Here is a 21,005-nt window from a genome sequence, read left to right as displayed (position 1 = left end):
TGCACTACTCCTGGTCGGATGGATGAGATCGAGTTACAGCCTGCCGACATACGCAGCGTCGAAGAGTTCATGGCGGCGTTGCGAGGGCTCAAGGCCCGGTCCGGCCTGACCCTGCGCCAGCTGGAGAGCCGCGCTGTGACCCGGGGCGACGTACTGCCCCGGAGTACGGTCGCCGACCTCCTGCGCAAGGACACCTTGCCCCGCCGCGAGACCGTCGCCGCGTTCGTCCGTGCCTGCGGTGCAGAGGACAGATCGGCGCAGTGGCTGGGAGCATGGGAGCTCCTGGCGCGCGGGGACGCTCCTGCGGATGCCGGTGGCGGCCGCGACACCCGGGAACAGTCGCCGACGACGGGAACCGGACACCGGAGGCGGCCCGTGATCGTGGTGGCCGCCGTGACGCTGGCGGGAGCTCTCGCGGCCGGTGCTCTGTTGATCCACGATCTCACGACCTCGGGCCCACGCGTGCCGGTTGCCCCCGCCAACCGCCGTCCTGCGCTCCTCCCCGTGGTCTCCGCCGGGAGCTGGGCCCGCATCCGCCCCGCGCGGACCCCGGAGTTGTGCCTCACGGCGGGGAACGAACGCTCCGGGCGATACCAATCAGAGGTGGCGGTCCAACGCCCCTGCACGGACCCCGGCCCGCGCTCGTTCTTGCAGCCCGTCGGCGACGACCTGGCCAACATCAAGTGGGAGCATCCGAGGAACAGGGCAATGGGCTGTCTGACCATCCTCGACAGCGGACCCGCCAAGGGGCTGGTGGAACCGCAGGGCAACTGCCCGGCCGACAAGGACGCACAGTTCTTCCGCATCGAGCGTTTCAGTACGACGGCGGAGGGCTACCGCCTGAGGCGCGCGCACACCGAGCTCTGCCTGGGAATCCTTGACGGCGAGACGACCGCCGGCGTCGAGGCCGTACAACAACCCTGCGGCGACCAACCCGCCCAACGCTTCCTCGTCGACCTGCTCCCTCAGGCAGCCGTCCCGAGCTGACGGCAGACCCGCGACCGGACGCCGGCTCACGGGGCCCAGCCACGGTCCCGGTCCGGGCAGCGACCCGCCGCCCCGGGGAGGGCGGCGGGTCACCTGGGTTTGACGTGAGGTCAGCCGGCCACCGGCGTGACGTATCCGCTGATCTTCTGAACGCCGTTGGCCCAGGTGCCGACCTTGTAGGAGGCCCAGGTGTGGGAGCTCACCTCGCCGGGCTCGCCCTGGTTGCCGCCCACCACGGTGATCTTCGACCCGGATATGGCCACCACGACGGCCACGTGGTCGTCTCCGACGTCCGGGGTGTGCTGGTTGTAGAGGATCGCGTCGCCGACCTTCGGGGTCGAGTGCACCGGACCGTAGCCGGCGAAGCTGGAGGCGAGGTCGTTGAGCTTGCTGATCCTGCCGCCCACGCTGTTCTTCCACCACACCCAGCCGACGAAGTCGGCGCACCAGGCGTGCGCCTCGGTGTGGTTGGGGCCGCAGCTGCCCGTCTGCTCGGTGCCCCGGCCCCAGTAGCTGCCCTTGTTGTTCAGGCCGCACGGGCCCGCGCCGATCTGTCCCTTGGCGGTGGTGGCGATGTTCGCTCCTAACGAGGCCGGCTGGGCGTTGGCGACCCCTGTCGCGGTGAGCGCCGTACCGGCGAGCAGGGTGACCGCGGCGCCCCTGGCCGCGAGGGAAGTGAACTTGCGCATGGCTGACTCCATCGCTCGAGAGCTGTGGTTCGCACGGCTGTTCGCTGGGATGGCAGAACTCTCGACGGGGCGGCGCGGCGCGGCCAAGCGAAACCGCTGTCCGGGACTGTCCGGGACTGTCCGGCCCGCGTCCGTGCAGCTCGGCGAGGGCTGTGCTGCCGTCCGGGATCAGCCCGGAGGGGCGCGGCGCCCCAGGCCGGCTCGCTCGAACGGTCCGGGATCGGCTCTCGGGTCGTCTCCGTACACTGACGGGCATGGCATGCCGCATCAGTGAGCTCGTCATCGACGCCGCCGACCCCGAGCGGCTCGCCGCGTTCTGGAGCGACGTCCTCGGCTACGTCGAACTCGGCCGGGAGGACGACGGGAGCATCGAGATCGGGCCGCCCGACGCCGGCTTCGGCGGCCCGCAGCCCACTCTCGTCCTGAGTCCCGGCAGCGACCCGCGGCCCGGGAAGCTCCGACTGCACATCGACGTCAACGCCACCGACCGCGACCAGGACGCCGAGCTGGAGCGGCTGCTCGCTCTCGGCGCCAGGCCCGCCGACGTCGGCCAGACCGGCACCGAGAGCTGGCACGTCCTGGCCGACCCGGAAGGCAACGAGTTCTGCCTCCTGCGCACGCGGCTCCAGCCCCTCTGACCACGTGCGGCGGCCCGCCAACGCGTCGAGCTGGCCGCCGTCGGCGTTTCGTCGGCGCCGGAGCGGGGGCGCCGGCCGCCCCGTTCACCGAGGGGCCGGCGCGCCGGAGGCGAGGGGTGGGCTTGTGCGGCCAGGCGACCGCGATCCCGGCCGGCCTCCCGCAGCGCCTCCAGCAGTTCCTGCGTGGATGCGGCCAACGCGGCCGGCAGGGCCTCGCGCTCCCAAGGTGCGGCCGGGGCGCCCACCGATGCGGACTTATCTGCCGGCGGCTCTGTCGCGCTGACTGCCCATCACCGTGTCTCGGCCGACGGACGGCAATTTTTACAGTCGGCGCCGCGGCTGGTCAGCGCGCGTGGGCGAAGTCGGCATCCCCGGCGTTGCCGCCTTCGACCATCCGGGTGATCTCCTCCACCCAGCGCACTCGTCGTAGTTCGAGGAGACCCCGTCCGTGAGCTGGACGTATTGCGGACTGAAGTAGCGGGCCACGGTCCGCTCCAGCGGGAATTCCTCCTCCGATCCGAAGCAGACCTCGTTCAGCGCTCGCTCTACGTACTCCTTGGTGAGCTTCATGATGTCCTCCCATCGCTCGGTGGCCGGGATGCCGGGGCGGGTGTCGAATCGGCTACGGCCGGACCGCTTGCCCGGATGGTCGGCCCGGTCGCCACAGGGCGACCAGGCACGCCGCTACGGCAGCGGCGGCGCCGATGTACAGGAACGTCGGGTAACCGAGCGCGTGTACGGCCTGCCCCCCCGACGGCACCCGCCACCGACAGGCCGACGAACAGTGCGCTGTTGTTCCACGACAGGATGCCGGTCGCCCGGTCGGGGAACAGGTCCACCAGGTGGCGCTGCTGGGCGGGGAAGAAGGCGTACCCGGCCAGCGCGAAGAGTCCGAGCGCACAGGCCAGGCCCCAGGTGGCCGGAGAGACGAGTGCCACGGCGGCCTCCAGCACGGCCGTCAGGGCCAGTGCCGCCCCGGTGACGCGTACGGCGCCGGCCCGGTCGGCGAACCGGCCGCCCACCTGCCCGCCGATGACGGCTCCGACCCCGTAGACGACGAGCAGCCACGTCACCTCGGCCGCCCTGCCGTCGGCGTGCAGCGCAACGGCGAGGAAGGTGGAGAGGCTGTAGACGGAGAAGGCCCACAGGGCCGTGACCGCGACGCCGGACATCGCGACGCCCGGACCGGTCCGCCCGCCTGTCACCGGCGCCTTCGGTCTGCCGCTCACCGAACCTGGTCCGTTGCGCCAGGCGAACGCGTTGGGCAGAGCCAGCAGGAAGGTGCCTGCGGCGAGGATGACGAACGTGGCCTCCCATCCCACGTGCCGGCTCAGCAGTGATCCCGCCGGGGCACCCACCCACAAGGCGGTCAGCAGACCCGATCCCACGACGGCCAGCACCTGGGCCCGTGCCTGGGGCCGGGATCGGGTACTGACCAGCGCGTACACGGTGGGTCCGGTGGCCGCGGCCGCGGCGCCGGCCACCACACGGGTCACCAGCAGCAGTCCGAAGTTCGGCGCCAGAGCGGTACCGATGTTGGCCGCCGAGAACAACAGCAGGGCCCACACCAGGACCGTGGCGCGGTCCCTCCGGTCGGAGAGCCAGCCGGCGAACGGCGAAGCCCCCCGCAGCCACCATCCGAGCGCTGTTCGGACTACCCGTCCGGTGCCGCGTGACCACCCGGTCGTGCCAGTCGTGCGACTTCCGGCTCTCGGCCGACACCGCCGGCCCATGGCCGCGACGGGGGTTGACCTTGACCTTGGGTCAGGGTGCACGCTCGTCGCATGGCTGCCTCGCCGGCGCAACGGCAACCACGCGGGCAACGTTGCGCTCTCGAGCCGTGCCGAACACCTACCACCGCGAGACGAGGAATGACCATGGGTGAGTCCCTCCACACCGTCAAGAACACCGCTGCCGGGCCCGATCGGCCGGAGCTGCAGAAGGCCGTCCAGGAGATCGTCGATGCCGGTTTCGCCGGGGTGCAGCTGCGCGTGCACGACGAGCGGGGCCAGTGGGTCGGCACCGCCGGGGTGCGCAAGCTGGGCGAGGCAGCCAAGCCGCCGACCGACGGGCACTTCCGGGTCGGCAGCATCACCAAGACCTTCACCGCAACGCTGGTGCTGCTACTGGTGGCCGAGGGCAAGATCGGGCTGGACACCCCGGCGGACGACCACCTGCCCGACTTCGGCCTTGACCGACGGATCACCGTGCGGATGCTGCTCCAGCACACCAGCGGGTTGTTCAGCTTCACCGGCGAGATCTACGACGACGGGACGGTCGTGCCCGGTGGCGTCCCCGGGATGGGCAAGGAGTGGATGGACAACCAGTTCCGCACCTACCAGCCGGAGGAGCTGGTACGGATGGCGTTGTCCAAGCCGGCGCGGTTCGAGCCGGGGACGGACTGGAGCTACTCCAACACCAACTACGTGCTGGCCAGGCTGTTGATCGAGAGCGTCACCGGCCGCTCCTACGCCGAGGAGATGCAGAGGCTGATCCTGGGTCCGCTCGGGCTGACCGGCACCGTGGTGCCGGGCGCCTCGCCGGAGATCCCCGAGCCGCACGCCCACGGCTACTACGGGTACGAGGACGCCGGCCGGTGGAAGGTGGCCGACACCACCCGCTTCAATCCCTCCTGGATCTCCGCCGCCGGTGACATGATCTCGACCAGCCAGGATCTCCACACGTTCTTCTCCGCGCTGATGAGCGGCAAGCTCCTGCCGGCCCCGCTGCTGGCCGAGATGCGCACGCCGAACCCCAAGATGGGCTACGGACTGGGGGTGTTCGTGGAGCAGATGGAGGGCGGCGGCACCATCCTCCAGCACAACGGCGGCTTCTGGGGCTGGGCGGCGCTGATGTACAGCACACCCGACGGCAGCAAGACCCTGACCGGCTCGCTGACCATGGGGGAGGCCGAGCTCGACCTGGCGGCCATGGCCGAGGCGTTCGAGAAGGTCAAGCAGCGGCTCGTCAAGGAGGTGTTCGGCGGCGGGCAGACCGAGCCCGCCCAGCCGACGGGCTGAGCACCTCGGACCCGTACCCGGCTCGTGGCCGTAGATCACCAAGCCGTAGGCTCGTGCTGCAACACGACGCGAAGGGGAGCAAGTGGCGCGGGTTGCGGTGATCGGTGGGGGTATCAGCGGGCTGGGGACGGCGCTCATGCTGGGGCGGCGGGGCCACACGGTCATGTTGTTCGAGCAGGACGCGCGGCAGGCCGGAGAGGACCTGAACCAGGACTTCTTCCACTGGGACGGGCCCCGGACACCTCAGGCCGTCCAACCCCACTCGCTCCGCGCGCCCGTACGCACCGTATTGCGCACCGAAACCCCCGATGTCTACGCGGACTTGCTGGCACGCGGAGCCCGGGAGTACCACGAGTTCGACTGGTTCGGTGAGCATCCGCCGCATCGGGCCGGTGACGAGGACTTGGTGACCCTGCGCACCCGCCGGATCGTCCTCGAGGCCGCCTTGACCGCGGCCGTGCGGCGGGAACGCACCGTTGACGTGCGGCCAGGCTGCCGCGTGCGCGGCCTCACCGTCGAGGACGGCCGCCCTGCACGGGTCACCGGCGTGCAAGTGGGCGCGGAAACGCACCAGGCGGACCTCGTCGTCGATGCGGCCGGCCGTCGCTCGCCGGTCCCCGCCTGGCTGACCGCGGCCGGCTGCCGCCCGCCCGCGATCGAGAGCCACCGCGCCGGGATCGCGTACCTGTGCCGCTGGTACCGCCTGCGTGCCGACGGCCCGCGTGATCCCGGGCGGGTCAAGACCGGCTCGGCCGCGCCGTTCGCGATCGCCGGCGTCTTCCCGTCCGACAACGACACCTTCGCGGTGAACCTGGTGCTCTCCACGGGTGATCCGACCCGCGGCGCGCTGACCGACCCCGCCGTGTTCGAGGCCGCCGCCCACCGCTTCCCCGCCACCGCCGCCTGGCTCGACCTGGCCCCCGAACCACAGTCGGACGTGCTGCCGATGGCCGGCCTGGACAACCGCTGGACCGCGCTCGCCGACGACGACGGGCCTGTCGTCACCGGCCTGGTCAACGCCGGGGACAGCCTCGTCCACACCAACCCCACCTCGGGCCATGGCGTGTCCCTCGGTCTTCGCGCCGCCCAGCACGTCGCCACCCATGTCGACCGGATCGCCGCGGACCCCACGGGCTACCACACCTGGACGGCTCAGGAGCTCCGCCAGTGGTTCGACGCGCAGGTGACGGCCGACCGCTCCACCGCGCAGCGCCTCGCCGAGAGCTCACCAGCCTCAGATCGCCGGGCTGCCGCCCTGGGCGCCTGCGCCTTTGACGATCCCGTCGTCATGAGGGCCCGAGCCCAGGTACGCCATCTCTTGCGACCGGCCCACGAGGCCTACGGCACCGATGAAGTGGACCGGCACGTCACCGCCTGGCTGGCTGCCCGCCCGGACTTCTCGCCGCAGCACGACGGCCCGACCCGGGAGCAGTGGGAAGCACTCGTCTCAGACCGATCGGCCGCCCGGCGCCTGACCGCCGCGAAGCCCTGAAGGCAAGCGGCGGGTCACTCGCTCCCCGGTGCCCGGGCCCGGACCGCAGGGCCCCGGTCGTGGCCCTGGTCGTGGCCGTGGCCGTGGCTCGCGCACGTGCTCGCGGTGGCGGCCGCGTGAGTGCCGTCGCCGGCGAACATGGCCGTGTAGCAGGTGTCGTCGTCCTGCCTGCCCGGGACCACGCACCTGGCATGGCCCCTGCTGTCGGTCGTCTCGGCGCAGACCGGGGTCGAGTCGCTGGTGAACAGGATGCTCCTGCCTTCCAGGGGCTCGCCGCCACCGGTCAGTCCGGCCTTCAGCGCGAGACCGGGACGGCCCGGGGTACCCGACGAGTCCTTCGCCTTCCCCTTCCCGTGCTTCTCCGCCTTCAGCGTCATGCCGGTCGGAGTCGCGCCGACGTTCCTCGTTCCGATCGCGATCCCCAAGGGGGTGTCGAAGCCGGAGATGGTGTCGGAGACCGTGTGCGTGTCGGTATCGATCACCGAGACGGTGTCGTCCATGGAGTTGGTGACGTAGGCGTGAGAGCCGTCCGGGGTGACCGCCACACCGAGCGGTTCCTCCCCGACGGGGACCGTGGCGACGACGGACGGCGGGTCGGCGGCGATGTCGATCACCGACACGTTGTCCGAGCCGAAGTTGGCGACGTAGGCGCGGGTGCCGTCCTGACTCACCGCCACGTCGGCGGGTCTCGTGTCGCGGCCGATGGGCACGGTGCGCAGGACGGTGTTGCCGGCGGTCTCGATCACGGACACCGTGCCGTCGCCGAAGTTGGTGACGTAGACACGGGTGCCGTCCGGGCTCGCCGCCACACCCTGCGGGAGCTGGCCGACGGGGACCGTGGTGAGGAGGGTGTTGTCCGTGGTGTCGACCACCGCCACGGTGCTGTCGAGGAGGTTGGCGACGTACGCGCGCGTGCCGTTCACGGCGAGTGCCACGTCCTGGGGACGGGTGCCGACGTGGACCGTGGCGACGACGGACGGCGGGATCGCGTCGGCGGTGACCACGGTCATGTTGTTCGAGAGGGTGTTCGTGACGTAGGCGCGAGTCCCGTCAGGGCTGACCGCCACGCCTACGGGGTTCTCGCCGACGGAGACGGAGACGGCGCCGCCCGTGGCGGGCAAGATCAGCGACATGGTGTCCGAAAGCCTGTCGGCGGTGTAGACGACGTTTCCGTCAGGGCTCACCGCCACACCGTTGGGGTCGTCGCCGACCTCGATGGTGCCGGTGACGGAGTTGTCGGCGGTGTCGATCACCGACACGCTGCCCGCAGGGCCGTTGGCGACGTAGGCGAAGGTCCCGGCCGGCGCGGGGACGGGCTGCGTGGTCGCCGCGGCGGTCGGGACGACCGTTCCGGCCAGCACCGCCAGAGCCGCCAGCCAAACCCGCGCCGCACGACCCGACACTGCGATACCCGACACCAAGACCTCCTGCAGTGCACGACGGCGACGCGTGACGCCGTGGCGGCCGTCAGACCGCCGACCGGTGGCGGTCCGGGCTCTCCGGCACCGTCGCGGCCGACGCTAGGCGGCGCGAGCACGCCGTGCCTCGGGCCACGCCCAGGGACGAAGACCATACGGACCAGCCGAATGCCCCGAACGGCTTCGTGACAGCAGCCTTCAGCTGAGCTGCGCCATGCCGGACCTCCTCGGTGCGGTACGGCCACGGTGGCCGCCGCCTCCCCCTGGGACGGAGCCGGACCTCAGGCGGGTGCAGCGCCGCTTCGGCGCGCAGTGACCAGGAGGTACTCCCACTCCATCGCCCCGTCCCGGAGCGCGCCGCCCGCCAGTTCGTCGAGGGCCCGGTCCAAGGCCGCGGTCCTCCCCGGGTCGTCGGCGATGTTCCGGTAGACCGCGATCGTCGGTCCGTAGGTGGCCTTGAAGAACTCGCGGAAGTCCTCGGGCTTCTCGAAGAGGTCCACGCGGATGGTCTGCCGACGCGCCTCGACGCCGGTGACGCGGTCGCCGAACAGAGAACGGACGTGATCCTCCCGCCCCCACAGCGGCGGCGGCTGTGCCCCCGGCGGCGGAGGCGGCGCGTACTCCTTCATGGTGGTGAACATCTGCCCGATGAACCCCTCCGGGGTCCAGTTGATCAGCCCGATCGTGCCGCCCGGCCGGCAGACGCGGACCAGCTCGTCGGCGGTGGACTGGTGGTGCGGGGCGAACATGACCCCGACGCTGGACATGACCGTGTCGAACGCGGCGTCCTCGAACGGCAGCGCCTCGGCGTCCGCCTCCTGCCAGCGCAGCTCGACGCCGCGCTCGGCGGCCTGCCGCCGCCCTACGTCCAGCAGCTCGGGCGTCAGGTCGGAGGCGACCACGTCCCCGCCGGCCAGCGCCGCCGGAATGGCGGCGTTCCCCGATCCTGCGGCGACGTCGAGCACCCGGTCGCCTGGTTTCACCCCGCACGCCTCGACCAGCGCCGGTCCGAGCGCCGCGACGACCTGCGTCGCGACGGCCGCGTAATCGCCGAGCGCCCACATCGTCCGGTGCTTCGCCTTGAGCGCACGGTCGGCCTCGCGCGCATCCGTCGAATCGGTCATACCGTCCGCCTCCCTCGCCTGACGCTGTGTCACCGCCTTTCTAGCAGAGGTGTCCGGCCGGACCCGGCTGGCGAGCGCCGGACGGGTGAGGAGCGCCGGGGAAGGCGGGACGAGCCAGAGCCCGCCCCTGGTCCGGCTGCCAGCCGAGTCGAAACCGTCCTCACCGACCAGGCCGTCCTGGCCGTCCTGGCCGGACTCGGCCGTCTGCTCGCCGACGAGATCCTGTGGCGCGCGAGGCTGCGTCCCACCAGTCGGGCGAGCGACCTCACCGAGGCCGAGCGGCGTCACCGCACATGCGCCGCACCGTGCGTGCCCCAGTCACCGCCGGCTGCGTTCCGCCACGGGACTCATGGCCACCGGCCACTGAAACGACCCCGCCCCGACCTGCCCGTGCTGCGGAAACACCTTGCGCCGCGCCCGTCTGTCCGGCCGGAGCACGGTGTGGTGCCCGCGGTGTCAGCCGGACGGGTCCTGACCGCCTCCGCAGGCCGTGGCATCGGCGAGCCGGTCCACCACGGCCTCCAGGCTGCGGGTGCGGCGGAACGTATCGCGTTGGCGGTCCGCGCCGGTGCCGTTCCGGTGGAGCCGGTCGAGGAGGCCCTGGACGTCCTGCAGGTCGCCCGCGGAGCGTAGACCGGGCGCCGCGGCCCTCACCAGGGCGGCGGTCAGGTCACGGGAGGGCACGGCGGCGCCGGTGAACGGGTCGAGGGCAGGGCCCGTGCAGCCGTACCGGGCGGCGTATCGGTGCGCCGCACGCAGCCGCGCCATCGAAACGGCGGGCGGCGGCCGGCCCGCTTCGGCCTCGGTCAGGACGGTGGCGCACAAGCCCCGCAGCAGCAGCGCGACGAGAACGGTCGTCTCCGGGTCGGCGTTGACGTCAGCGACGCGGAACTCGACGGTCGGCTGGTGTTCGGAGGGACGGGCGAACCAGTAGATCATCCGCCGGTCCAGCAGGACACCCGAGGAGACCAGGGCATCGGCCGTGTCCTCGTACGTGTCCGCGTCCAGCAGCGGAGCGGGGCCGACGGTGGGCCAGCGGCCGAACTCCATGCAGCGCCGGCTCGCGAAGCCACTGTCGACGCCACCGGCGAACGGCGAATTGGCGGCCAGAGCCTGAAGGGTGGGGAGCCAGGGGCGGACGTGGTTGGCGAGGAGCAGTGCCTGGGCACGGTCGGTGGTTCCGATGTGGACGTGGCAGCCGCAGACGATGCCGAGGCTGCCGTCCACGAGCGTGCCGAATCGCCGCGCCATGAGCTGGTAGCGGGTGGTGTCGGTGACCGGGACCGGATCCCGCGGAGGTACCACGGCCGTGCCGGATGCGACGGCACGGCAGCCCGATTCGCGCGCCGCACGGGCGAGAGTGGTGCGCAGGGAGGCGAGCTGGGCACGCAGGTCCGTGGCGGTGGCGACAGGCTGCGTGCAGGTCTCGACCATGCAGCTGTAGAACTCGGCCTGCACCTGATCCCCCAGGGCCGCAGAGGCTGCCCGGATCACGGGGCGCGCGCGGCCCACGGGTGCCCGGGTGTGCCGGTCGACGAGGAGGAACTCCTCTTCGACTCCCATGGTGGAGACGACGGGCCCGCCGTGCCCCCGGCGGGCGTCGGCGGCCGCGGTTCCCTGTGCGCGGGTGCCACTGGCCCCGTGTCCCACTCCGGTGACGGCCATGCAACCCGTCTACCCGCCCGGGCGGTCCGAAACCAGACCGAGGGACGGTCGTCGGCGGCCGAAAGCCGCCGGATCGGGGCATGGCGGCCCCCGCTCGTGCCATGCTCAAAGGGTGCAGACGGATCCGACGGCCACCGGCGAGGGTGCGCCGCCCGAGGTACTGGCCCTGGCCAAGGTCGTGGCCCGGCTCCGGGTCGAGGTGGCGGAACTGGAAGGCCTTGCCACCACCACGGCGGTACTGGAGCGGGCCAAGGGCGTCCTGATGACCCGGGAGGGGCTTTCCGCCGACGCGGCGTACGAGGCGCTGGTCCGAGAGGCCGGGCTGCAGTCCAGGACCTTGATCGAGCAGTGCTGGATCACTCTCGGCGGCATCCGTTCGAGGCCCGTCGCGGTGCTCCCGCCACCCCCCGGGGCCGGTGTGGGTCCGGCCCCGGACCCTGCCGGGTCGGTCTTCAGCTCCGGCCGCCATCTCCCCGGTCGTGGCCGTGCCTCCGGCTCCCGCCTGCTCCTGGCCGGTCTGGCCGGCGAGCTGGCCGGCGCGCGGAGCCCGGGCGACGCCGCGGGAATCCTGACCGACCGGCTGCGCGCCCCCCTCGGGGTGGACGGGGTGATGATCTACCTCCTGGACGAGGCCGGGAGACTGGAGCTCGTCGGCCACGCGGGGATCGACGAGGTCCTGGCCGCACAGTGGCGGGACATTCCGCCGTTCACCGGCGTCGCTGCGCTGGAGGCGATCACCTCCGGGGAGCCGCTGTTGCTGCAGGACGCGGAGCGGGACGCCGAGAAATACCGGCTCATCGGCTCTCCGGCGCGGTGGCGCACGCGCGCGTGGATCCCCGTACCGGGGGAGGGGGCGACGATCGGCGCCATCGGATTCTTCCGGACGCTCCCCACGCCCTTCGCCGACGGCGACCAGGCTCTGCTCCAGCAGGCCGTGCGGCTGTGCGGCGGCGCACTGCGCGCCTTCGAATGCCGCAGGACCGGACCGGTGGACGAGGAAGTGGCCGCCGTCCAGAAGATCTTCGACGCCCTGCCCGGGTCGGCGATCCTCCTGTCCCCCCTGCGCTCGTCGGCAGGTGAGGTGGAGGACTACCGGATCGACGCGGCCGCTCCGGGTTCGGTGGACGTGGCCGGCCGCCGGGGGAAGGAGCTGGTGGGCCGGCGGATCCTGGAGACCTATCCCACCGTGGCGGGAACACCTCTGTGGCAGGGCTATGCCGACGCCTTGGCCACCGGGACCGTCTACGACGGCGAGCCGTTCGAGTACCGGGAGGTCGTTGCGGGGATCCCCGAGACGTCCGTCTTCTCCGTACGTGCGACGCGGCTGGGCGATCGGCTGATCGTCTCGTGGATCCGCCACGACATCAGCGAACGCGAGAACCGTCGCGTGGCCACCATGGGGCGCCTGGGCAATCTCGGCTGGGCCGAATGGGACCTGACCACGAACACGGTCAGCTGGTCCGAGCAGCTGTACGCGATCTTCGGCCGGGCGCCCGGGCAGGGCCCCATGACGCTGGAGGAGCTCCCGCAGCACGTCGTCCCGGACGACCTGCCGGCGCTCGCCGAAGCCGTCCAGCAGCTGCTGGGCGAAGGGGCCCCGATCGACCAGCCGTTCCGCATCACCACCGCGGCCGGGGTCCGGCACCTGCGGATCGTCGCCGAAGCCGAGGCGGACGCCGACGGCACCCCCGTGGAGGTGCACGGGTTCTTCCAGGACCTCACCCCCCAGCGCGACGCCGAGCTCGCGCTGCGGGAGAGCGAGCGGTCGGTGCTCGTCCAGCGGGGCATGCTGCAGGCCGAACGGGCGATCGCCGCCGGTCTCCGGCACGCGCTGCTGCCCGTCCCGGAGCAGTCGATCGAGCTCGTGGGGCTGCGCGTCGACATCGCCTACGTGCCCTCGGACAGCGGAGTGAACGTCGGAGGCGACTGGTACAGCGCCATCGAACTGCCGGACGAGAGCGCCCTCTTCGTCGTCGGGGACGTCGCGGGCCACGGGCTGGACGCGGTCGGGACCATGGCCCAGCTGCGGTTCACCGCCAAGGGCATGATCGTCACCGGCTCTGCACTGCCCGACGCCATGCGCCGGCTCAACACGCTCCTCCTGCACACGGCCGCGGGGATGTCGGCCGCCACGGCCACCATGATCATGGCGCGGTACCGCCCGGCGGAGCGCCGCCTGGCCTGGGTGCGGGCCGGGCATCTGCCGCCCCTGCTGATTCGCGGTGGCGAGGCGCGATTCCTCCCCCTGCCCGAGGGGAGCCTCCTCGGAGCGTCCTTCGACTCCGTGTACGTGGAGGAGACGCTCGAGCTGGAGCCCGGCGACCACCTGCTCCTGTACACCGACGGGCTCATCGAGGTCCCGGGGGAGGACATCGACAAGGGCCTCAACCGCCTCGCGGAGGCCGCTGCCCGTGCCGTGGCCGGAGGGGCTCCGGAGCCGCTGGCACAGCTGCTGTCGGCCCTCGACCCGGCCCAACGGGACGACCTGTGCGTCCTGGACATCCACCTGCCCCGGCATGCGTAGCCGCAGGGGAGACGCCCCTGCGCACCCGCGTTTTGCGCCGGGTGCCGGGTCAGCTCCTGCGACCGGCCCTCGTCCATGAGGGCTCCTCCGCTACGCGCCCCGGGCGGCCGCCAGCGCCGTGTCCACATCGGCGTGGATCCGGAAGAGACGGTCCGCTCCCGTGACGTGGAACATCCGCTCGACCGGTGGGTGGAGGCCGACCAGCTCGAGGCTGCCATGGGATTCCCCGGCTGCGAGCCGGCCCCGCAACAGCAAGTTCAACCCGGTGGAATCGCAGAAATCCAGGCGGCTCAGGTCGACCAGGAGCCGCCCGCCGACACTCCAGCCGGCGTCGAGAGCCTGCCGCAAGGGCTCCATGGTGTCGTGGTCGAGCTCCCCCACCAGCGCAAGGACCGTGGCCCCCGGGACGGACACCGCCTCGACGGTGAATCTTTCTCCGCTCGCGGCGGACATCAGGCACGCCCCCTCTCGCCGTACCCGGTCCGATCACCCGCTGAGGTTGCCATGATTCCTCCCATCCGGGATTTTTCGGGATGTAAAGCTCCTACCCTGACGAATGCCGCCCACGCCTGCGACCGAGGGGGCGTGAACGTGAAGGCAAGGCCGTGCGGGGCGGTGCCGCGGCCGCCGGGCTGCCGGCCGCCGGCGTGGCGACATGGGTCCTGACGCCTGACGAACACCTTGTGCATCGTAGGGGCGGCCGAGGGGCTCCGGCCGGGCTCACGTAGGGTTTTGACGAACCGTCAGGACATGTGTCAGGGGGCGGAGCGCATGGAGGGGACCGTGGAGGGGACGGGCGCGGGCGGGGTGCCTGTGGAGGGGGAACGTCGAAGGCGGATTCGGCGCGCCGCGCTCGTCGGTGGGATCGGCGGCGCGTTCGGGGTCGTACCGATCGCCATCGAGGGCTGGGGCCATCTGCCCTGGTGGCTCGACGTGTCGATCGCCCTCGGGCTCGCCCTCGTGCTGGGCACCGCCGGGGCGCGGAACGGCTACCGGGACGGCGCCAAGGCGGAGATCCGCAAGGGAACGCTCGATGCGGGCGAGATCGAGCTGAACGCCTACAGGGTGAAGCCGGTCGCCGAAGGCGCTTCGTCTTCCCGCCACATCAAGGCCGACGACGACACCCCCTACTCCCTGACGGTGACCGACCACCGGCTCCAGCTGTGGGAGCTGGGCTCGGAGCTGCGCTGGAGTCACCCGTGGCGGGACCTGCGCCTGACCGCGCAGGGGCACGTCCTGGTCGTGAACGGGCCGCAGGGTCTGCTCGGCCGGTTCGTCCTGGCCGAGATGCTCGTGCCGGAAGAGCTCGTCCTGGTGTCGAACCGGCTCCGGCCCCGCGCACCCCGCTGAGCGCAGCGACGCCCGTCGATCGGTCGGTCTTGACCTTGACACGGTGACAAGGTCTTCACTGCGGTCGAGGAGGTGGTTCCGATGACCACGGCACACCAGGGCACGCATACGGCGAGAGCCCTGCAGGGGCTGGAAGACAGCCGCTCGTCAGTGCGGCTGCGGGCAGCGCTGGCGATCGGCTCCGTCCCGGACGCGCGGTCCGTCGAGAAGCTCGTCGAGCGGTGCGCGATCGAGCCCGAGTTCTCCGTGCGCGAGATGCTGACGTGGGCGCTCACCCGCCACCCGGCAACCATGACGGTCCCACGGCTCATCGCCGAGCTCCGATCCGAGCAGGACCAGGCACGAAGCCAGGCATTGCACACGCTGTCCAAGATCGGGGACCGGCAGGCGTGGCCGGCGATCACCCGGGCGCTCCTGTCCGACGGCGAAGACGAGGTGGCACGGAGTGCCTGGCGGGCAGCGACGGTGCTCGTGCCCGAAGGCGAGGAGGCCGAGCTGGCCGGAGCGCTGGCTGCACAGCTGGGGCGCGGCGGGCGCGAGACGCAGTTGAGCCTCAGCCGGGCGCTGATCGCCCTCGGGGAGGCCGCTGTGCCGACCCTGCGTGCTGCGATGACGGATCTCGACCCTCGCGTGCGTCACCATGCGGTTGCCACGGAACGGCTGCTGCGCGACCCGGATGCCGGATTCGAGTCCGCGATCGAGGAGGCGAAGCGCGTTGCGGCCCTGAAGGACCAGCCAGGAGGAGCGTAGGCAGTGTTGATCGGTGAGGTGGCCATGCGGTCCGGGGTCAGCGCCCGCATGCTCCGGCACTACGACTCGCTCGGCCTGGTGCGGCCGACGGGACGTACCGTGTCCGGCTATCGGGAGTACTCCGGCGAGGACGTCCGGCGGATCTTCCACGTCGAGAGCCTGAGGTCACTCGGGCTGTCCCTGCGTGACGTCGCGCGAGCCCTGGACGACCCGGGCTTCAGGCCCTCGGAACTCGTCGACGACCTGATCCGCCAGACGCAGGAACGCATCGCCGTCGAGACGGCGCTGCTGACGCGACTGCGCCGGATCGGTGCTGCGGAACCGGCCGACTGGGAGGACGTGCTCCAGACCGTTGCCCTGCTGCACGCGCTGGGCTCGGAGAGTGCCGGGAAACGCCAGCGCGCGGCCTTGTCCTCGGCCGAACAGGTGTCGGTGCCGGTGGAAGCCCTCGTCGAGGCGGCGCTGAACGAGACGGATCCGAACGTCGCCGGAGCGCTTCGATGGGCCGTGGCCCAATCAGGCGAGGGCGCATTGGACCTGTTGGCGCAAGGGCTGGCCTCACCGGCAGCCGAGGTGCGGGAACGAGCCGTCCGGTCCATCGCCGAGATTCCGGACGAGCAGGCGACCGCCCTGCTGGAGGGCGCTCTCACGAGCTCCGACACCGCGGTCCGCAGGCGTGCAGCTCTGGCGCTCGGAGTACGGGGCGTAGCCGACGCGGTCCCGACGCTCATCGACATGATCGTCGAGGGGGCCAACGACGTCGATGCAGCCGATGCCCTGAGCGCGCTGGCGAGCAGTCCCGCGCTGGCCGACCAGATCGCCACCGCGCTCGTCGACCGCCTCCCCCACGGTCCCATTGAAGCGGCCACCCGTCGACGGCTGACACAGGCACTCGCGGACATCCCGGGAGCCACCGCCTCACGTGCCCTCACGGGTCTGTCACATGACGAAGACCCCGCCGTTGCGCTCACCGCGGCGTACATCCTCACGCTGCGCGAGGCGCGATGACCGCTCAACTCCGGTGCCCTGGGGGCTCGCTGCCCTTCGTCTTGGTGGGTTAAGGGCAGATCAACTGAACCTTAAGGGTGCCTGTGGTCACCTCGCCCCGGTGTCGATCCAGAGGGTCGGTGTAGGCGCGGCACATGGCGACTTTCCTCGGCACTGGGGTGCTGACCTGCCCCTTTCGATGTGTTTCATGATCTACGAGCCCGGTGGTAAGCCCTCGTCCAGTGCGCCAAACCTTCTCACGGCTGATTTGTGAGCTCGCGACAGGAACTGAACTCGCCCGTGATGTCGGCCGTATGCAGGACGTGGGTGGGAAAGCGTCCATCGGATCGAGGAGTGCCAATGTCCAGGAAACGGACGATGAGTCTCAAGAAGAAGCTCGTGCTCTCTGTCGCAGTGGGAACCCTCGCGACCGGAGGGGTCGTCGTCACGATGGCGACCGGCAATGCCGCCGTCCCCGACGTCGTGTGCCCGGGGTCGACGGTGACGCTGTCGGGAGAGGCGGGTGCGCCGGCGGCGACCAGTGGGACGTTCCCGGTGGGGACGAAGCTGAAGGTGACCAATCTGGACAACGGTCATGCGACGACGGTGACCGTGAACGGTCCGTCGGGCAGTTGTGCCCTGCTGAACAACGCGGCGTTCGACAAGGTCCGGGAGCCGGGCAAGAACCTGATCCGGCGCGCACGCATCGAACGGGTGGCCGGTGGCGTCGGCGCACCGGCCCCTGCGGCGGGTGCGCCCGGTGCTGCGGGTGCGTCCGGTGCGGCGGGGGTGCAGGTGCCGCCGGCCACCGGGGAGGTGGTGTGTCCTGGGTCGACGGTGACGTTGTCCGGTGAGGGGGGTGCCCCGGCCGCGAGCAGTGGGACGTTCCCGGTGGGGACGAAGCTGAAGGTGACCAATCTGGACAACGGTCGTGCGACGACGGTGACCGTGAACGGTCCGTCGGGTAGTTGTGTCCTGCTGAACAACGCGGCGTTCGACACGGTGCGGGAGCCGGGCAAGAACCTGATCCGGCGCGCACGCGTCGAACGCGTGCGCTGAGCGGCCGGAGTCGATTCAAGCCACCGAAGCCACGGCGGGGCAGGGGGCACGCGCCGCCCCCGTCGTGGCATCGGTTTCCCAGGTTCACAACGTGCCTCGCTCCAGGACCTCTTGACAACCGGTCATGCCCCCGACTGCAGTGGCACAGCACCATTGCCACGAACGGCAATCACACCCCGAAGGGGGGCGATCAGCGCATGACCAAGCCTGAGAGCGCGGGGTACGACTACGACGTCGTCATCAGCGGAGCCAGCCTCGCCGGCAGCGCCGCGGCGATCTTGCTGGCTCGACGCGGTGCCCGCGTCGCACTGCTGGAACGCCGCTCGGATCCCGATGCGTACAAGGTGCTGTGCACCCACTCCATCACGGCCAACGCCTACCCGGTGCTGGACGAACTCGGCCTCATCCCCGCTCTGGAGAAGGCGGGAGCCGTCCGCAACGAGGCCCGCTGGTACACCCGCTGGGGATGGATCGAGCCGAGGGCCGCGCCGACAGGCCCCGAGCTGCCGTACGCGTACAACGTCCGGCGCAGCACGCTCGACCCGTTGATCCGGTCCCGAGCGGCACAGACCCCTGGCGTCGATCTGCTCCTCGGCCACCAGGTGACCGGGCTGGTCCGGGAAGCCGGGCGAACCGTGGGAGTGCGCGCGTCGGCACCGCAGGGCGAGCGCGAGATCCGGGCCCGCCTGGTGGTCGGCGCAGACGGCAAGGACTCGGCCGTGGCGAAGTTCGCCGGCGTGCCTGCCCGGCAGTACGAGAACACGCGGTTCGGCTATCTCGCGCACTTCCGCAACCTCCCCCTGCACGGCGGGGTCGGTCAAGCCTGGTTCCTCGAGCCCGACATGGCGTACGCGTTTCCGAACGACGACGGGGTGACGGTCCTCGCCGTGCTCCCGGACAAGAAGCGGCTGCCGGCCTTCCGGGAAGACCTGGAAGGCAGCTTCTTCGAGTTCGTCCGCGGCCTGCCCGAGGCACCGCCCGTCGACTCCGCCGAGCGCATCACGAAGATCATCGGAACGGTCGACTACCCGCTCCACAGCCGCAAGCCGACCGCACCGGGCCTCGCGCTCGTCGGCGACGCCGCCCTGACCGGCGATCCCCTGTGGGGAGTGGGATGCGGATGGGCCCTGCAGTCGGCGAGGTGGCTGGCAGAGGCGGTCGCCTCGGCCGCAACGGGCCGGGGCGACCTCGACACCTCGCTCGTGGCGTACGCACGCAGGCACCGGCGCCGGCTGCGCGGTCACCAGTACCTGGCCGCCGACTTCGCCAAGGCCCGCCCGTTCAATCCCGTGGAGCGGCTGATGTTCTCGGCGGCAGCGCGTGACGAATCGCTGGCGCGGCACATGCACCTGTTCGCATCCCGCCTGATCGGTCCGCTGCGCTTCCTGAACCCCGTGGCCCTGGCCAAGGCTTCGGCCGTCAACCTCAAGCATCGCGGGACGACCGTGCCACCCGCGCACCTGTCACGCACGGGGTCATGAACCGGTACCCCTCCCCCTGTCCGGGCGTCCGAGCGGCAGGAGGTACTGGACCGGCTCGTCGAGATCGTCCAGGCCCAGCAGCTCGTGCGCCAGGTCGTCGTGCAGGCCACCGAGCGGAATGGTGGCCAGCCCGAACGCGCCGGCCGTGAGCTGGAGGGTCTGGGCCAGGTGCCCGGCCTCCAGCAGGCCCAGCCGCAGCGCCCGCAGCCCGTAGCGGCGGCGGAGCAGCCCGAGGTCCAGGTGGACCGCCAGCACGGCCGGTGCCTCGTCGATCCCGACGGAATCCGGGTCGTCCGCCGGGCGCGAGAGGTACGAGGACAACGCCTTGAGCCCGTCGAGGTCCGGGGCGGGTCCGAGGGCGACCAGCGACCGCCGCTCCGGCATGCAGTGGTAGGTGCCGGGGGCCAGTCCCGCCACGGCGAGCGCCAGGAGCCGTACCCGCACGCTGTAGAGGGCGCCTGCGCTCGGGTACGGGCGGTGGTGCACGGTGCGCTCCGTGCCGTCGGCCAGCGGCTGCCTGGACACGTGGCTCGGTGCGTGGGCGTGCCACAGCACCCCGCCCAGCTCCTCGGCAGTGAGCGGCCCCCGCAGCGCCCCGCGCGCCGAACTGCGGCGGCGCAGCGCCTCGGCGAGGGACAGTTCCGGCAACGAGGCGGCGGGGAGCGCGTGTTCGGCCTCGGGCCGGTACTCGGACGGGATGCCGGGCCGTGTGATGCTCCGTACGGCGGTGTCCTGTGCACGACCGATCTGGAACTTGCTCTGTTCCAGGTACCGGTAGTCGGCCGCGCGCGGGCCGGAACCGAAGAAGCCGTCCTCGTCCCCCGTCTCCAGCAGGGCTCGCCCCGCGAGCCGGCACACGGCCCGTTCCTCGTCGGGGGCGACCCCCAACCGGTTGAACAGCATGTGGAGCTGTGAGGCCCACACCCACAGCCGGCGCTGCGTCCGCACCGGTGCGTCCGGCCGGTCCGCGGGGAGTCCGGCGGTACGCAACCGGGCGTCAGCCGCTCGTACGTGCCGGGCCCACTCCGCGAGCCAGGGCGGGGCGGAGCCGTCGTCCAGCCCGGCACGGACGGCCCGAGCACGCCGCCCCAGGTGCGTACGTTGGGCCGCGAACACCGTGTTGACCCGGGTGTGGACGGCGGCTCCGGGCAGCGGCCGCACCTCGGCGGCCCAGCGCCAGGAGGCGGCGTGCCGGCGCAGCCAGCCCGCCGAGGCCAGTTCGTCCAGGCCCAGGGCGTACGCCGTGGCGTGGGCGAGGTCCAGGGCGAGCCGCAGCCGGTCGGCCCGCCCCGGCACGGCACGCAGGGCGGCGACGGCCGCGCGCGTCGCGTGTACGAACACGTCCTCGGCCACCGGGAGCGCGGCCGGCCCGCCGTAGCGCCCGGTCTCCGGCTCGTACGGCACCGCGCGGACCTCCCCGTGCCGGCCGGGCCAGGGGCCGGCCACGGGGGTGGTCGCGGCAGCCAACAGGGCCAGTTCCGTGGCGAGTTCGGCTGCGTCCTCGGCCGCTTCCTCGGCTGCGTCCTCAGTCGCGTCCTCGGGGGATGAAGCGCTGCGGAACCTGATCCGCAGGTGAGGTCCGCCCTCGTGGTAGCGGATGAAGAACCAGGCGCCGCCGTTCGGCCCGTACCGGCCGTCCATCAGCGGGGCGAGCGCCCCGGAGACGAACGCGTCGGTGTCCGCGCCGTCGGTGTGCAGGGTCAGGTGCAGGCTCTGCCAGCCTCCCGCCGGAGCCGGTGCGAGGGCTGCCGTCGCAGCGGCGGGCGCTCCCGCCCCCACGGGGGACGGGGGCGCGTACGGGTCTTCGGTCATCGGATCGTC

Annotated in this window: 19 protein-coding genes; 11 read left to right on the top strand and 8 right to left on the bottom strand. The window is 71.8% G+C overall.

The genetic code is table 11. The features are described 5' to 3' along the window. Nucleotides 1-18: 18 nt before the first annotated feature. Nucleotides 19-987: an RICIN domain-containing protein gene (locus tag ACZ49B_RS20470; protein WP_468307752.1), complete on the top strand. Its 969-nt coding sequence runs from the start codon at nt 19-21 to the stop codon at nt 985-987. 110 nt (nt 988-1,097) lie between these two features. On the opposite strand, the gene ACZ49B_RS20465 is transcribed toward ACZ49B_RS20470, so the two are convergent. Next, nucleotides 1,098-1,676, bottom strand: coding sequence for a CHAP domain-containing protein (locus ACZ49B_RS20465; RefSeq protein ID WP_468307750.1), 579 nt, complete (start codon nt 1,674-1,676; stop codon nt 1,098-1,100). 254 nt (nt 1,677-1,930) lie between these two features. Between ACZ49B_RS20465 and ACZ49B_RS20460 the strand changes: the two genes are divergently transcribed. Then, complete coding sequence (locus tag ACZ49B_RS20460) at nt 1,931-2,314, top strand: VOC family protein (protein ID WP_468307747.1); 384 nt, start codon at nt 1,931-1,933, stop codon at nt 2,312-2,314. Nucleotides 2,315-2,635: 321 nt separating this feature from the next. Here the strand turns inward: ACZ49B_RS20460 and ACZ49B_RS20455 are convergent, their stop codons facing one another. Together ACZ49B_RS20455 and ACZ49B_RS20450 are read right to left on the bottom strand one after the other, a co-directional pair. Further along, entirely contained in the window at nt 2,636-2,884 is a 249-nt protein-coding gene (locus tag ACZ49B_RS20455) for a hypothetical protein (RefSeq protein WP_468307744.1), read from the bottom strand. Continuing rightward, nucleotides 2,881-4,047, bottom strand: coding sequence for an MFS transporter (locus ACZ49B_RS20450; protein WP_468307741.1), 1,167 nt, complete (start codon nt 4,045-4,047; stop codon nt 2,881-2,883). The genes ACZ49B_RS20455 and ACZ49B_RS20450 overlap by 4 nt, the downstream gene beginning before the upstream one ends. A gap of 144 nt (nt 4,048-4,191) precedes the next feature. Here ACZ49B_RS20450 and ACZ49B_RS20445 point away from each other — a divergent pair, with 144 nt between their 5' ends. Both ACZ49B_RS20445 and ACZ49B_RS20440 read left to right on the top strand, forming a co-directional pair. After that, nucleotides 4,192-5,334 carry a serine hydrolase domain-containing protein gene (locus ACZ49B_RS20445; protein ID WP_468307738.1) on the top strand — a complete coding sequence of 381 codons (1,143 nt, stop codon included), beginning with the start codon at nt 4,192-4,194 and terminating at the stop codon, nt 5,332-5,334. Nucleotides 5,335-5,416: 82 nt separating this feature from the next. Continuing rightward, nucleotides 5,417-6,826, top strand: a complete 1,410-nt coding sequence (locus ACZ49B_RS20440) for an FAD-dependent oxidoreductase (RefSeq protein ID WP_468307735.1) — start codon at nt 5,417-5,419, stop codon at nt 6,824-6,826. A gap of 14 nt (nt 6,827-6,840) precedes the next feature. Here the strand turns inward: ACZ49B_RS20440 and ACZ49B_RS20435 are convergent, their stop codons facing one another. Continuing rightward, on the bottom strand, nt 6,841-8,244 hold the full coding sequence (locus ACZ49B_RS20435) for a beta-propeller fold lactonase family protein (protein WP_468307732.1): 1,404 nt from the start codon (nt 8,242-8,244) through the stop codon (nt 6,841-6,843). Between the two features lie 281 nt (nt 8,245-8,525). Beyond that, nucleotides 8,526-9,368, bottom strand: coding sequence for a class I SAM-dependent methyltransferase (locus tag ACZ49B_RS20430; protein ID WP_468307729.1), 843 nt, complete (start codon nt 9,366-9,368; stop codon nt 8,526-8,528). 406 nt (nt 9,369-9,774) lie between these two features. Between ACZ49B_RS20430 and ACZ49B_RS20425 the strand changes: the two genes are divergently transcribed. Continuing rightward, nucleotides 9,775-9,843, top strand: coding sequence for a zinc finger domain-containing protein (locus ACZ49B_RS20425; protein WP_468307777.1), 69 nt, complete (start codon nt 9,775-9,777; stop codon nt 9,841-9,843). On the opposite strand, the gene ACZ49B_RS20420 is transcribed toward ACZ49B_RS20425, so the two are convergent. After that, the gene (locus ACZ49B_RS20420) at nt 9,825-11,033 is read right to left on the bottom strand and encodes a carboxylate-amine ligase (RefSeq protein ID WP_468307726.1); all 1,209 of its coding nucleotides are present in this window, start codon (nt 11,031-11,033) and stop codon (nt 9,825-9,827) included. The two genes, ACZ49B_RS20425 and ACZ49B_RS20420, sit on opposite strands and share 19 nt — an antisense overlap. A 112-nt stretch (nt 11,034-11,145) precedes the next feature. On the opposite strand from ACZ49B_RS20420, the gene ACZ49B_RS20415 reads away from it, so the two are divergent. Further along, nucleotides 11,146-13,557: a SpoIIE family protein phosphatase gene (locus tag ACZ49B_RS20415; RefSeq protein ID WP_468307723.1), complete on the top strand. Its 2,412-nt coding sequence runs from the start codon at nt 11,146-11,148 to the stop codon at nt 13,555-13,557. 90 nt (nt 13,558-13,647) lie between these two features. Here ACZ49B_RS20415 and ACZ49B_RS20410 read toward each other — a convergent pair whose 3' ends face one another. Beyond that, on the bottom strand, nt 13,648-14,010 hold the full coding sequence (locus tag ACZ49B_RS20410) for an STAS domain-containing protein (protein ID WP_468307721.1): 363 nt from the start codon (nt 14,008-14,010) through the stop codon (nt 13,648-13,650). Between the two features lie 318 nt (nt 14,011-14,328). Here ACZ49B_RS20410 and ACZ49B_RS20405 point away from each other — a divergent pair, with 318 nt between their 5' ends. The 5 genes from ACZ49B_RS20405 to ACZ49B_RS20385 all read left to right on the top strand — a co-directional run bounded on the left by ACZ49B_RS20405 (nt 14,329) and on the right by ACZ49B_RS20385 (nt 19,184). Next, nucleotides 14,329-14,907 carry a hypothetical protein gene (locus tag ACZ49B_RS20405; protein WP_468307718.1) on the top strand — a complete coding sequence of 193 codons (579 nt, stop codon included), beginning with the start codon at nt 14,329-14,331 and terminating at the stop codon, nt 14,905-14,907. An 81-nt stretch (nt 14,908-14,988) separates the two neighbouring features. Next, nucleotides 14,989-15,657 (top strand): HEAT repeat domain-containing protein, encoded by a 669-nt coding sequence (locus tag ACZ49B_RS20400; protein WP_468307716.1) that lies wholly within the window; start codon nt 14,989-14,991, stop codon nt 15,655-15,657. Between the two features lie 3 nt (nt 15,658-15,660). After that, nucleotides 15,661-16,665, top strand: coding sequence for a HEAT repeat domain-containing protein (locus tag ACZ49B_RS20395; RefSeq protein WP_468307713.1), 1,005 nt, complete (start codon nt 15,661-15,663; stop codon nt 16,663-16,665). A 333-nt stretch (nt 16,666-16,998) separates the two neighbouring features. After that, nucleotides 16,999-17,703, top strand: coding sequence for an RlpA-like double-psi beta-barrel domain-containing protein (locus ACZ49B_RS20390; protein ID WP_468307775.1), 705 nt, complete (start codon nt 16,999-17,001; stop codon nt 17,701-17,703). A 197-nt stretch (nt 17,704-17,900) separates the two neighbouring features. Beyond that, the gene (locus ACZ49B_RS20385) at nt 17,901-19,184 is read left to right on the top strand and encodes an NAD(P)/FAD-dependent oxidoreductase (RefSeq protein WP_468307711.1); all 1,284 of its coding nucleotides are present in this window, start codon (nt 17,901-17,903) and stop codon (nt 19,182-19,184) included. Here ACZ49B_RS20385 and ACZ49B_RS20380 read toward each other — a convergent pair. Then, nucleotides 19,179-20,996 carry a thiopeptide-type bacteriocin biosynthesis protein gene (locus ACZ49B_RS20380; protein ID WP_468307708.1) on the bottom strand — a complete coding sequence of 606 codons (1,818 nt, stop codon included), beginning with the start codon at nt 20,994-20,996 and terminating at the stop codon, nt 19,179-19,181. The two genes, ACZ49B_RS20385 and ACZ49B_RS20380, sit on opposite strands and share 6 nt — an antisense overlap. Nucleotides 20,997-21,005 lie beyond the last annotated feature (9 nt).

The organism is Streptomyces sp. NPDC031132 (assembly GCF_055570595.1).
Note: the sequence above shows the minus strand (reverse complement) of the source record. Positions and strands in the feature narration are given on the sequence as shown.